Below are 12,266 nucleotides of genomic sequence, written 5' to 3' on the forward strand. Positions count from 1 at the left end.
TATTCTGGAGTACTGCACATGAGCAATGAAAAGTACGAAAAAGGCCTGCAGATCCGCACCCAGGTACTGGGCGAGGACTACGTCAACCGCTCGATCCAGAACGCCGACGACTTCACAAAGCCGTTGCAGGAGCTGGTCACCGAATACTGCTGGGGCCACGTCTGGGGCCGCGAAGGCTTGTCGCTCAAAGAGCGCAGCATGATAAACTTGGCCATGATTTCCGCGCTCAACCGGCCCCACGAGCTCAAGCTGCACATTCGCGGCGCCTTGCGTAATGGCCTGAGCCGTGAACAGATTCGCGAGATCCTGCTCCAGGTCGGCATTTATTGCGGCGTGCCCGCGGCGGTGGACAGTTTCCGCCTGGCCCGCGAAGCGTTCGCTGAAGCCGATGCGGAGTCAACCCGTTAACACCGGGCTGTTCGAACCCACGCAAGGAGCACCCAAGGTTCGTGGTGCTGTTGCGGTTGCGGCCGGGCAGCCTCTTTAAGAGCGCACTTGATGAAACGCCAGCCACTCGACGACAGCTTCAAGGTCAATCGCAACCCCGTTACCCTGCGCGAAATCGTGCTCGACAAGCTGCGCGCCGCGATCATGAACTTCCACCTGCTGCCAGGCGACCGCCTGGTCGAGCGCGACCTCTGCGACCGCCTCGGCGTCAGCCGCACCTCGGTGCGTGAAGCCCTGCGCCACCTGGAGTCCGAAGGCCTGGTGGAGTTCGCCGACGCCAAGGGCCCGCGCGTGGCCATCATCACCCTGGAAGACGCCCGCGACATCTACGAGCTGCGCTGCGTGCTCGAAGGCCTGATCGTGCAGCTGTTCACCCTCAACGCCAAGGCCAAGGACATCCGCGCCCTGGAGCGCGCGCTGGAGGTCAACCGCGAAGCCCTCGAGGAAGGCGAACTGCAACAGGTGCTGGACTCGGTACAAGGTTTCTACGATGTGCTGCTGGAAGGCTCCGGCAACCAGGTGGCCGCCCAGCAGCTGCGCCAGTTGCAGGCGCGCATCAGCTACCTGCGCGCCACCTCGGTGTCGCAGGAGAACCGCCGCGGCGCCAGCAACCGCGAAATGGAAAAGATCGTCGAGGCGATCAAGAGCGGCGACCCGCTGGTTGCCCACCAGGCCTCGGTTGACCACGTCCGCGCCGCCGCCAAGGTGGCCCTGGACTACCTGCGCCAGAAGCAGGATGACAACGTCAAGGTGCGCGAGATGGTTGAGCCCCTGGCCTTGAAGGACCCACGCATATAAGCCACCCACAGGCCACCGATCATGCCCAACGCCCCGCGCTACTGCCCGCACTGCACCATGGAACTGGCCCGGGGCGTTCCCACAGGCGACACCCACGAACGCCTGCACTGCACCGGCTGCGGCTACATCCACTACATCAACCCGAAGATCATCGCCGGCTGCATCATCGAGCGTGATGGCAAGTACCTGCTGTGCCAGCGCGCCATCCCGCCGCGCCCCGGCACCTGGACCTTGCCGGCCGGGTTCATGGAGGCCGGCGAGACCACCGAGCAGGCGGCCTTGCGCGAGGTCTGGGAAGAAAGCGGCGTACGCGCCGAAATCGTCTCGCCGTACTCGATCTTCAGCGTCCCGAAGATAAGCGAGGTCTATATCATCTTCCGCGCCATCGCCACCGAGGAAACCGGGCAGTACGGGGCGGAAACGCTGGCCTACAGGTTCTTCGAGCCCGACGAGATCCCGTGGGACGAAATCTACTATCCGGCAATCCGGCAGATTCTCGAGCGCTATATCCTCGAGCGGCAAGCCGGGGTTTATGGCATCTACATGGGCAATGACGACACTGGCAAGGTGCACTTCATTCGCTAGCTTGTACCGGCCCTATCGCCGGCAAGGCAGCTCCCACCTGGACCGCATCGACTTCGAGTCATGTGCAGTCCTGTGGGAGCTGGCTTGCCGGCGATAGGGCCGGTACAGCCACCAAAAATTCTCGCCAAACGTCTATTCTGGATGCACCCTTCAGGCCTTACGCAAAAGGACCAGCAGAGCACATGGCAAAATGGCTAGACGGCGGCGGTCTGATGGCCGAGCGCATCCGCAACCACGATTGGGCCGCCACCCCGCTGGGCCCGCTGGAGTACTGGCCCGACCCGCTGAAAACCAGCCTGGCGCTGTGCCTGGCCTCGCGCTTTCCGCAAGCCGTGCTCTGGGGCCCTGACCTGCTCACCCTGCACAACGACGCTTTCTCACAGATTCTCGGGCAGAAGCCCTCGGCATTGGGCATCCCCTTCCGCGCCGTGTGGCAGGAGGCCTGGGCCGACATCGGCCACATGGCCAACCGCGCCCTGGCCGGCGAGGCGGTGTACATCGAAGACTTCCCGCTCGTCATCGACCGCAACGGCGGCCCCGAACGGGCCTATTTCACCTTCTGCTACAGCCCCATCCGCGACCACGACGGCAAGGTCCTGGGCATGCTGGATACAGTCACCGAAACCACCGCCAGCGTGCTCGCCAACCAGCGCCTGAGGTTCCTCGACGACCTGGGCCGTGCCGTGGCCGACGCTACCGACCCGAACCAGATCCTTGCCACTACCACGCGCATGCTGGTCGAGCACCTGCAACTGTCGAGTTGTGCCTACGCGGTGATGGAGCCAGACGAAGACGGTTTCACCATCTGCGGTGACGCCGTGGCGCCCGGCTCGCCGCATCTGTTGGGCCGCTATCGATTGCAGGATTTTGGCAAGCTGGCGCTCGGCCGCCTGCGCAATGGCCTGCCGTTGGTCATCCAGGACAACCTGAGCGAGCTGTCCCCGGAGGAAGCTGCCACCTTCCAGGCCATCGGCATTACCGCGACCATTTGCATGCCCCTGATCAAAGGCGGCCGACTGACCGCGCTGATGGCCATCCACGACAAGGTGCCACGGGAGTGGACCCACTATGAACAGACGCTGATCAGTGAAGTCACCGAGCGCTGCTGGGCGCATATCCAGCGGGTACAGGCCCACGCCGAGGTCCGCGAAGCCATGACGGCACTGGAGGCGCTGAATGCCACCCTCGAACAGCGCGTGGATGAACGCACCAGCCAGTTGCTGCACACAGAAGCCGTGCTGCGCCAGACCCAAAAGCTCGAAGCCATTGGCCTACTTACCGGTGGCGTGGCTCATGACTTCAACAACCTGCTGACCATCATTCGCTCGTCGCTGCATTTTCTGCAGCGCCCCAACCTCGATGCACAGCGTCGCGAACGCTATCTCAAGACCATGTCCGACACTGTCGACCGCGGCACCAGGCTGACCGGCCAGTTACTGGCCTTCGCCCGCCGCCAGGCCTTGAGCCCGCAAGTGTTCGAGGCCGGGCCACGGCTGGAGGCCATGGCCGACATGCTCGACACTGCCACCGGTGCGCGGATCCAGGTCGAGCTGCAGTTGCCACAGGCGCCTTGCCATATCCGCGCCGACCTCAATCAACTGGAAACCGCGGTAATCAACCTGATGCTCAACGGCCGCGACGCCATGGCCGGCGAAGGCACCTTGCAGCTGCGCCTGCAGGCTGACCAGTCACTGCCCGCCCTGCGCGGCCAGGCGCCACAGCCGGGCCCGTTCGCGGCGATTTCGGTGAGCGACAGCGGTGTCGGCATTGCCACCGAACTGCTGGAGCGTATCTTCGACCCGTTCTTCACTACCAAGGCACCGGGTGAAGGCACCGGGCTCGGGCTGTCGCAGGTGTTCGGTTTTGCCAGGCAGTCCGGGGGCGATGTGCAGGTGAAAAGTGTGCCGGGCCAGGGCACCACCTTTACCTTGTACCTGCCCCAGGAGCCGCCGCCTGAGGCCTAGCGGTCAACGCCGCCCTTCGGCCAGCATGCGCACGGCCAGGCCCGCCAGCACCGTACCCATCAGCCAGCGCTGAACCTGCTGCCATAGCGGGCGACCGCCGAGGAATACAGCGATCGACCCGGCCATGATCGCGATCAGTGCATTGACCGAAACGCTGATGGCGATCTGCGTCGACCCCAGCACCAGCGACTGCAGCAGCACGCTGCCATGCCCCGGCTCGATGAACTGCGGCATCAACGACAGGTACATGACGGCGATCTTGGGGTTCAGCAGGCTGGTGGCAAAGCCCATGGTGAACAGCCGCCGCGGGCTGTCGGCAGGCAGGTCGCGAACCTGGAACGGCGACCGGCCACCAGGGCGCAGCGCCTGCCAGGCCAGGTACAACAGGTACAGCGCGCCACCGATGCGCAGCGCGTCGTAGGCAAAAGGCACGGCCATCACCAGGGCGGTGATGCCCAGCGCGGCGCAGAACATGTAGATGACGAAGCCCAGGGCCACACCACCCAACGAAATCAGCCCGGCCTTGCGGCCCTGGCAGATCGAGCGGGAGATCAGGTAGATCATGTTCGGCCCTGGGGTCAGGACCATGCCGAGGCAGATCAGGGCGAAGGTGAGCAGTTGCGTGGTTTCGGGCATGGGGCACATCCTGGTTGTGCGTTGAAGTGCTGCGAGTTTATCCGAGGCCATGCATGTCGTCTTTACCCTTGGCTCTCGCCTGCCAGGTTAACGCGGCAACCTGTAGGAGCGGCCTTGTGTCGCGATAGGGCTGCAAAGCAGCCCCAGGATTTCAGCGCAGGTGCACAAATCGCCGGGGCTGCTTTGCAGCCCTATCGCGACACAAGGCCGCTCCTACAAGGGCCAACGCACGCCAGTGAGTCAGCTGATCTGGCCGGCTATCAAGCCCAGGGCCACCGTGATCATCGCCACCCCCGACACCCGCCCGACCAGCTTCGCCGCCCCCGGCCGGGTGCTCAACACGGCTTTGGCGCCATAACCGACCAGCGAGTAGATCACCAACGAGCTGCACAGGTGCACCAGGCCCAGCAGCAAGATCTGCAACGGCACCGGCCAGCTCGACTGCGGGTCGGTGAACTGCGGCAACAACGCCAGGAACAGCAAAAACACTTTCGGGTTCAGGCCACTGACGCAAAACCCTTTCAATGCCCAGCGAGACCCCGACTCCCCCGCACCATCCTGCCCGGCCGCCGGCAAGGCCGGGCTCAGCAGCAGGTTGCCACCCAGCCACAGCAGGTAGCTACACCCCGCCAGGGTCAGCAAGGTCAGCGCCAGCGGGTGGCCGGCCAGCAGGCTACCGACCCCTGCCGCCACCACCAGGGTCGCAAGGAAATGCCCCGACAACATCCCCGCCACCGCGGGCATCACCCAGCGCCCCCGCATGCCGGCCGAAATCGCGTAGGCCCAGTCCGCGCCCGGGGTAATCACGAACAGCATCGACACGGCCCAGAACGCCGTCAGAACACTGAGAGCCACTTGAATCTTCCTTTTTCCACTGCTTTGGGATGACGAAAGATTACGGATTCCGCCGAGGGATTTTCTTTCGTATATTCCTCAACAACCTTCAATTACTGGAAGATCCTTCTCAATGGACAGGACCGATCGAAAAATTCTTGCCGAACTGCAAAAAGATGGTCGGCTATCGGTGACCGAACTGGCCGACCGTGTGGGGCTCAGCCTGTCGCCCTGTCATCGGCGCTTGAAGGCGCTGGAGGAGTCGGGGGCGATTCTTGGCTATCACGCCCGCTTGGCGCCGAGCGCCCTGGGGTTGAACTTTGCCGCGCTGGTATTCGTGACCTTGCGCGAAGTCACTCGCCAGCCGGTAGCGGACTTTGAAGCGGCGCTGGCCGAAATCCCGCAGATCGTCGAGGCGCAGCGGCTGTTTGGCGACCCGGATTATCTGCTGCATGTGGTGGCCAAGGATTTGCCGGCGTTCCAGAAGCTGTATGACGAGCAGCTGACCAGCATTCCCAATGTGAAGCGGTTGAGTTCGACGCTGGTGATGAAAGAGGTGATTCAGGATCGGTTGTTGCCGATGTAGCGTTGTTGCCTGTGCCGGCCCTTTCGCGGGCCCGCCCGCTCCCACAGGTACGGCGCAGCTTTCAGGTTCTGTGGTGCACCTGTGGGAGCGGGCGAGCCCGCGAAAGGGCCGGCACAGGCAACCATTCAGCTGCCCTGAAAATGCGCACACCGCACCACCACCGCCCACCACAAACTACCTGCCACCCCGCCAGCCCCTCTAGACCAAGCCCTCCCGCACCCTGGCACCCTCCTTGCTACCGTCGCCCGCTTAACCTTTTGTCAGCCTTAGGTTTTTTAAGGTTTATGGGCACATATTTACTAATTTCTCGTTATCCCCGCGCCCCGCATCATCGCTCCAACAAGAACGCGTCGCCCTTCGCCGGCACGCCCCCGGGCAGCTCCCGATGCCCTACCTTGCCTTGGAGTCAGTCATGACCAGTGCAGCCAATTCGGCACCCCTCATAGAAAAACACACGATCGGCTACGTGCCCCCGCAAGACCGCCATGGAAAGGTAAGGGATCTGTTCACACTGTGGTTCGGCGGCAACATAGCGCCGCTGCCCATCGTCACAGGCGCGCTGGGCGTGCAACTGTTCCACCTGAACCTGGTATGGGGCATCGTCGCCATCCTGGTCGGCCACCTGGTCGGTGGCGTACTGATGGCGCTGCACTCGGCCCAGGGCCCGCAGATGGGCATCCCGCAGATGATCCAGAGCCGCGCCCAGTTCGGCTCGCTCGGCGCGCTGCTGGTGGTGGTGATCGCCGGGGTCATGTACATCGGCTTCTTCGCCTCCAACATTGTCCTCGCCGGCAAGTCGCTGCACGGCGTGGTCGATGCCGTGCCGGTACCGGTGGGCATCGTCATCGGTGCGCTGGGCTCGGGCATCATCGGCATCATCGGCTACCGCTTCATCCACGTGCTCAACCGCATCGGCACCTGGGTGCTGGGTATCGGCATCGTGGTCGGCTTCGGCTACATCTTCAGCCACGTGCAGAGCGACGACTTCCTCACCCGCGGCGGCTTCAACCTGGCCGGCTGGCTGGCCACCGTGTCGCTGGCTGCGCTGTGGCAGATCGCCTTTGCGCCCTACGTGTCGGACTACTCGCGCTACCTGCCGGCGGACGTGAAGGTCAGCTCGACGTTCTGGACTACCTACCTGGGCTCGGCCCTGGGTTCAAGCCTGTCGTTCATCTTCGGCGCCGTGGCGGTGCTGGCGATCCCGGCCGGCATGGACACCATGGATGCAGTCAAGCTGGCCACCGGTACCCTCGGCCCGATCATGCTGGTGCTGTTCCTGCTCAGCGTGATCAGCCACAACGCACTCAACCTGTATGGCGCAGTGCTGTCGATCATCACCCTGGTGCAAACCTTCGCCCACCGCTGGATCCCCACCGCCAAGAGCCGCGCCGTGCTGTCGCTGGTAGTACTGACGGCCTGCTGCGTGGTGGCGGTGTTCGCCTCGGCGGACTTCATCGGCCACTTCGTCGACATGGTGCTGGTTCTGCTGGTGGTGCTGGTGCCGTGGACAGCGATCAACCTGATCGACTTCTATGCCATCCACAAGGGTGACTACGATATCCAGTCGATCTTCCAGGTCGATGGCGGTATCTACGGGCGCTACAACCCGCAGGCGCTGATCGCCTATGCCGTGGGTATCGTGGTGCAGATCCCGTTCATGAACACACCGCTGTATGTCGGGCCTATTTCCGAGCATATCAACGGAGCGGACCTGTCGTGGCTGGTGGGGCTGGTGGTTACTTCGCCGCTTTACTGGTGGCTGGCCAGCCGTGATAGCGCCTACCGTCGCCGGCAGATGAGTGCCAAGGTGGCCATGGGGCACTGATTCAACCAGTGCCGGCCTCTTCGCGGGCTTGCCCGCTCCCACAGGGACACCACAGCCTTCGAGGCCGGTGACATTCCTGTGGGAGCGGGCAAGCCCGCGAAGAGGCCGGTACAGGCAACACATCAATCAGAGGTTGTAGGCCCGCTCATTGTGCTCCGCCAGGTCCAGCCCCTGTTCTTCCTCTTCCCGGCTGGCCCGCAGCCCGATGGTCAGCTTGATCGCCCCCAGAATCGCCCAACTCACCACAAAGCAATACACGAAGGTGAACGCCACCCCCTTCAACTGCACCAATGCCTGCCCGACCGGTGATGCACCCTCCACATAGCCGCCCAACGCAGGCGCGGCAAAGACCCCGGTAAGGATCGCGCCGACCATTCCGCCCACGCCATGCAGGCCGAACACATCCAGGCTGTCGTCATAGCCCAGCGCCTGTTTCAACCGGGTCACGGCAAAGAAGCAGATGGCCCCGGTCAACAACCCGATCACCAGCGCGCCCAGCGGCCCGACAAATGCACAGGCCGGGGTAATCCCGACCAACCCTGCCAAAGCCCCTGAAGCCGCACCCAAGGCCGTCGGCCGACCATGCGCCACCTTCTCGGTCAGCAACCAGCCGACAATCCCCGCACAGGCCGCCACCATGGTCGCCAGCATCACCACCCCTGCCGCCTGGTTGGCCGCGAGCCCCGAGCCGACGTTGAAGCCGAACCAGCCCACCCACAGCAACCCGGCGCCCACCAAGGTGAAACCGAGGTTGTGCGGCGGCATGGCCACCTGCGGGTAGCCCTTGCGCTTGCCCAGCATCAACGCCGCAGCCAGCGCTGCCACGCCGGAGTTGATATGCACGGCGGTACCGCCGGCAAAGTCCAGCACACCCCAGTTGACCATCAACGCCCCCGGCCCGCCCCAGACCATATGCGCGATCGGCGCGTACACCAGCACGAACCAGGCGGCCATGAACAGCAACGAAGCACTGAACTTCATGCGCTCGGCAAAACCACCGGCAATCAACGCCGGGGTAATGATGGCGAAGGTCAGCTGGAACACTGCGAACACGCCTTCGGGGATGGTGCCGACCAGGCTGTCATGGCCGATGTCCAGCATCAGCGCCTTGCCCAGCCCGCCAATGAAGCTGTTGAGGGTCAGCTGGCCCTCGACCATGCCGGTGGTGTCTACCACCAGGCTGTAGCCGAACAGCACCCAGAGAATGCCGATCACCCCGGCAACGGCGAACAGCTGGGTGAATACCGAGAGGAAGTTCTTGGCCCGCACCATGCCACCGTAGAACAGTGCCAGGCCCGGGATGCACATCATCAGCACGAACATCGCGGCGCAGATCATCCAGGCGGTGTTGCCGGTGTCCAGGGTGGGGTCGGCGGCGTGGGCCCGGGTGGTCAGGGCTAACAACATTACAGCGAGGGTGAGGTGCTTCATGGAGTCACTCCTGTGTGAATGGTGGGGGTGCCCTGGGGCTGCCTTGCAGCCCATCGCGACACAAGGCCGCTCCTACAGGGGGCCGCGCAGGCTCAGAGACGCGGTCCCCTGTAGGAGCGGCCTTGTGCCGCGAATGGGCCGCAAAGCGGCCCCAATTACCGATAACTCAGTACTGCGCCTGCCCCGGCACCCAGGCGGTCCCCGCCAACGGCACCCGTGCCATCGCCGCAGCCTCCACGGTCAACGCAACCAGGTCCTCCGGGTCGAGGTTGTGCAAGTGCGACTTGCCACACGCCCGCGCCATGGTCTGCGCCTCCAGCACAAGCACCCGCAGGTAGTTGGCCAGCCGGCGCCCGGCCTCCTCCGGGTTCAGGCGCCTGGCCAGCTCCGGGTCCTGGGTGGTAATGCCGGCCGGGTCGCGGCCGTTCTGCCAGTCGTCATAGAAACCGGCCGCAGAACCGATCTTCTTCAGTTCGGCATCCAGCCGCGGGTGGTTGTCACCCAGCGCGATCAACGCCGCAGTACCAATGGCCACCGCATCAGCCCCGAGGGCCATGGCCTTGGCCACGTCGGCGCCATTGCGAATACCCCCGGAAACGATCAGCTGCACCTTGCGGTGCATGCCCATTTCCTGCAGCGCCTGCACTGCCTGGGGGATGGCCGGCAGGATCGGGATGCCGACGTGCTCGATGAACACTTCCTGAGTCGCGGCGGTACCGCCCTGCATGCCGTCGAGCACGATCACATCGGCACCGGCCTTCACCGCCAGCTTCACGTCGTAGTACGGGCGGCTGGCGCCGATCTTCACGTAGATGGGTTTTTCCCAGTCGGTGATCTCGCGGATCTCGGCAATCTTGATCGCCAGGTCATCCGGCCCGGTCCAGTCCGGGTGGCGACAGGCGCTACGCTGGTCGACGCCGATCGGCAAGGTGCGCATGCCCGCCACCCGCTCGGTCACCTTCATGCCGAGCAGCATGCCGCCACCGCCCGGCTTGGCACCCTGGCCGAGGACGATCTCGATGGCATCGGCCTTGCGCAGGTCGTCGGGGTTCATGCCGTAGCGCGACGGCAGGTACTGGTACACCAGGTGCTGCGACTGGCCGCGTTCCTCCGGGGTCATGCCGCCGTCGCCAGTGGTGGTGCTGGTGCCGGCGATGGTCGCACCACGGCCCAAGGCCTCTTTGGCGTTGGCCGACAGCGCGCCAAAGCTCATGCCGGCGATGGTCACCGGAATTTTCAGGTGGATCGGCTTCTTGGCGAAGCGGGTACCCAGCAGCACATCGGTGCCGCACTTCTCGCGGTAGCCTTCCAGCGGGTAGCGCGACACGCTGGCACCGAGCAGCAGCAGGTCGTCGAAGTGCGGCACGCGGCGCTTGGTGCCGCCGCCGCGGATGTCGTAGATGCCGGTTTCGGCGGCACGCTGGATTTCCTGGATGGTCAGGCGGTCGAAGGTGGCCGACTCACGCAGTACCGGGGGGAATTGCTCGCTCATGGGAATGCTCCTGGATCAGTACGCGCTGGCGTTGTCGACTTTGAAGTTGTACAGCTGGCGAGCCGAGCCGTAGCGTTTGAAATCGGCAGCCTTGTGGTCCAGGCCCGCCTTGTTCAGCAGTTCCTGCAGCTCTTGCAGGTGCTCGGCGCGCATCTCTTTCTCGATGCAGTCCGAACCCAGTGACTGCACCGAACCCTTGACGTAAATGCGCACCTCGTACAGCGAATCGCCCAGCGCATCGCCGGCATCGCCACACACCACCAAACGCCCGGCCTGGCCCATGAAACAGCTCATGTGGCCGATGCTGCCGCCGACGACGATATCCACGCCCTTCATGGAAATACCGCAGCGCGCGCCGGCATCACCCTCGATCACCAGCAGCCCGCCATGGGCTGTGGCGCCGGCGGCCTGGGAGGCGCTGCCCTTGACCCGCACCGTGCCGGACATCATGTTCTCGGCCACGCCGACACCGACGTTGCCATGCACGGTGACGCTGGCCTGCTGGTTCATGCCGGCGCAGTAGTAGCCGGCGTGGCCTTCGATATCCACGGCCACGGCGGCGTTGATGCCCACGGCCAGGTTGTGCTTGCCGTCGGGGTGGGTCACCCGCCATTCGTGGTCCTGCACCTCACCGTGCAGGGACTGGTTGAGGACACGCACCGAGGTGCTGGAAAGGTCGATCGTATTCATGTGGTTCTCCAGTGGTTCGGTGGCAGGTCAGGCGCTTTCGCGTTCCCAGACGTACAGGGTGGCCGGCGCCGGTTCCCAGACCTTGGCGTTCTCGATGCCCGGCAGGCTGGCCAGTGCCTGGTACTCCGAGGCCATGGCCACGTAGTCGTCGGTCTCGGCCAGCACGGCGGGCTTGCAGGCGATCGGGTCGCGGATCACGGCAAAGCCATTGCGGGTGCCGATGGCGAAGGTGAAGAAGCCGTCCAGGTCTTCCAGGGCGCCATCCAGGGCCTGGGCCAGGCTGTCGCCCTGCTGCAGGCGCCAGGTCAGGTAGCCGGCGGCCACTTCGGTGTCGTTGTCGGTCTCGAAGCTGATGCCTTCGCGCTTGAGTTCCTGGCGCAGGCGGAAGTGGTTGGACAGCGAGCCGTTGTGCACCAGGCACAGGTCGGCGCCGGTGGAGAACGGGTGGCTGCCCTCCATGGTCACGGCGCTTTCGGTGGCCATGCGGGTATGGCCGATGATGTGGCTGCCTTTCATGCCGGCCAGGCCGAAGCGGCTGGAGATTTCCGCCGGCAGGCCCATGCCCTTGAGGATCTCGATGCTCTGCCCGGCGCTCATGATGCGCACGTCAGGGGCCAGTTCGCTCAGGGCCTGGCGGGCCGACGCCTCGCGGGTGTGTACCTTGAGCACGGCAGCGCTGGCGTTCTGGAACCAGTCCAGCGAGCAGCCCAGGCGCCCTTCCAGCTGGCCCATCAGGGCCGCCCAGGGGTAGTTGACGTCAGTGGCCTGAAGGGTCAGCTTGACCCAGCCATCGGCCACTTCGTCGCCGTAGATGGCAAAGCCGGCGCTGTCTGGGCCACGGTCGGTCATGGCTTCGAGCATGGGTTCGAAGAGCTTGCCGAGCTGGGCTTCCAGCTCGGTTTTTTTCAGGTACAGACCTACGATTCCACACATGATGATGCTCCTTACTAGGCAGTGGGCGACCGCTTTCGTGCTGGC

General features: G+C 64.4%; 12 protein-coding genes. 6 read left to right on the top strand and 6 right to left on the bottom strand.

The window, feature by feature from the left end; all coding sequences use genetic code 11:
* Positions 1–18: 18 nt before the first annotated feature.
* The 4 genes from GEV38_RS16570 to GEV38_RS16585 all read left to right on the top strand — a co-directional run bounded on the left by GEV38_RS16570 (position 19) and on the right by GEV38_RS16585 (position 3,794).
* Positions 19–408, top strand: coding sequence for a carboxymuconolactone decarboxylase family protein (locus GEV38_RS16570; protein ID WP_008100863.1), 390 nt, complete (start codon positions 19–21; stop codon positions 406–408).
* Between the two features lie 90 nt (positions 409–498).
* Entirely contained in the window at positions 499–1,245 is a 747-nt protein-coding gene (locus tag GEV38_RS16575) for a GntR family transcriptional regulator (protein WP_013973031.1), read from the top strand.
* A gap of 21 nt (positions 1,246–1,266) precedes the next feature.
* On the top strand, positions 1,267–1,830 hold the full coding sequence (locus tag GEV38_RS16580) for an NUDIX hydrolase (RefSeq protein ID WP_054572590.1): 564 nt from the start codon (positions 1,267–1,269) through the stop codon (positions 1,828–1,830).
* Positions 1,831–2,012: 182 nt separating this feature from the next.
* Positions 2,013–3,794, top strand: a complete 1,782-nt coding sequence (locus GEV38_RS16585; protein WP_054572591.1) for an ATP-binding protein — start codon at positions 2,013–2,015, stop codon at positions 3,792–3,794.
* A gap of 3 nt (positions 3,795–3,797) precedes the next feature.
* On the opposite strand, the gene GEV38_RS16590 is transcribed toward GEV38_RS16585, so the two are convergent.
* Positions 3,798–4,430: a LysE family translocator gene (locus GEV38_RS16590; protein ID WP_054572592.1), complete on the bottom strand. Its 633-nt coding sequence runs from the start codon at positions 4,428–4,430 to the stop codon at positions 3,798–3,800.
* A gap of 240 nt (positions 4,431–4,670) precedes the next feature.
* On the bottom strand, positions 4,671–5,285 hold the full coding sequence (locus tag GEV38_RS16595) for a LysE family translocator (RefSeq protein ID WP_015270734.1): 615 nt from the start codon (positions 5,283–5,285) through the stop codon (positions 4,671–4,673).
* A 112-nt stretch (positions 5,286–5,397) separates the two neighbouring features.
* Between GEV38_RS16595 and GEV38_RS16600 the strand changes: the two genes are divergently transcribed.
* Positions 5,398–5,850, top strand: coding sequence for an Lrp/AsnC family transcriptional regulator (locus GEV38_RS16600; RefSeq protein WP_015270735.1), 453 nt, complete (start codon positions 5,398–5,400; stop codon positions 5,848–5,850).
* Between the two features lie 412 nt (positions 5,851–6,262).
* Positions 6,263–7,675, top strand: a complete 1,413-nt coding sequence (locus tag GEV38_RS16605; protein ID WP_015270736.1) for a cytosine permease — start codon at positions 6,263–6,265, stop codon at positions 7,673–7,675.
* A gap of 126 nt (positions 7,676–7,801) precedes the next feature.
* Here GEV38_RS16605 and GEV38_RS16610 read toward each other — a convergent pair whose 3' ends face one another.
* The 4 genes from GEV38_RS16610 to GEV38_RS16625 form a co-directional block, all read right to left on the bottom strand.
* Positions 7,802–9,106, bottom strand: coding sequence for an ammonium transporter (locus tag GEV38_RS16610; RefSeq protein ID WP_013973038.1), 1,305 nt, complete (start codon positions 9,104–9,106; stop codon positions 7,802–7,804).
* 166 nt (positions 9,107–9,272) lie between these two features.
* Positions 9,273–10,598, bottom strand: a complete 1,326-nt coding sequence (locus tag GEV38_RS16615) for an FMN-binding glutamate synthase family protein (protein ID WP_013973039.1) — start codon at positions 10,596–10,598, stop codon at positions 9,273–9,275.
* A 15-nt stretch (positions 10,599–10,613) separates the two neighbouring features.
* Positions 10,614–11,288 (bottom strand): protein glxC, encoded by a 675-nt coding sequence (locus GEV38_RS16620; RefSeq protein WP_013973040.1) that lies wholly within the window; start codon positions 11,286–11,288, stop codon positions 10,614–10,616.
* Between the two features lie 27 nt (positions 11,289–11,315).
* Positions 11,316–12,221 carry a glutamine amidotransferase family protein gene (locus tag GEV38_RS16625; RefSeq protein WP_015270737.1) on the bottom strand — a complete coding sequence of 302 codons (906 nt, stop codon included), beginning with the start codon at positions 12,219–12,221 and terminating at the stop codon, positions 11,316–11,318.
* Positions 12,222–12,266: the final 45 nt, after the last annotated feature.

It is taken from the genome of Pseudomonas sp. 13159349, from assembly GCF_013305685.1.
GTDB lineage: Bacteria > Pseudomonadota > Gammaproteobacteria > Pseudomonadales > Pseudomonadaceae > Aquipseudomonas > Aquipseudomonas asiatica.

Bases quoted from the DNA above. Each gene is read 5' to 3' on its own strand.
- GEV38_RS16570 (WP_008100863.1), top strand. From the start codon at position 19: ATGAGCAATGAAAAGTACGAAAAAGGCCTGCAGATCCGCACCCAGGTA.
- GEV38_RS16575 (WP_013973031.1), top strand. From the start codon at position 499: ATGAAACGCCAGCCACTCGACGACAGCTTCAAGGTCAATCGCAACCCC.
- GEV38_RS16580 (WP_054572590.1), top strand. From the start codon at position 1,267: ATGCCCAACGCCCCGCGCTACTGCCCGCACTGCACCATGGAACTGGCC.
- GEV38_RS16585 (WP_054572591.1), top strand. From the start codon at position 2,013: ATGGCAAAATGGCTAGACGGCGGCGGTCTGATGGCCGAGCGCATCCGC.
- GEV38_RS16590 (WP_054572592.1), bottom strand. From the start codon at position 4,430: ATGCCCGAAACCACGCAACTGCTCACCTTCGCCCTGATCTGCCTCGGC.
- GEV38_RS16600 (WP_015270735.1), top strand. From the start codon at position 5,398: ATGGACAGGACCGATCGAAAAATTCTTGCCGAACTGCAAAAAGATGGT.
- GEV38_RS16605 (WP_015270736.1), top strand. From the start codon at position 6,263: ATGACCAGTGCAGCCAATTCGGCACCCCTCATAGAAAAACACACGATC.
- GEV38_RS16610 (WP_013973038.1), bottom strand. From the start codon at position 9,106: ATGAAGCACCTCACCCTCGCTGTAATGTTGTTAGCCCTGACCACCCGG.
- GEV38_RS16615 (WP_013973039.1), bottom strand. From the start codon at position 10,598: ATGAGCGAGCAATTCCCCCCGGTACTGCGTGAGTCGGCCACCTTCGAC.
- GEV38_RS16620 (WP_013973040.1), bottom strand. From the start codon at position 11,288: ATGAATACGATCGACCTTTCCAGCACCTCGGTGCGTGTCCTCAACCAG.
- GEV38_RS16625 (WP_015270737.1), bottom strand. From the start codon at position 12,221: ATGTGTGGAATCGTAGGTCTGTACCTGAAAAAAACCGAGCTGGAAGCC.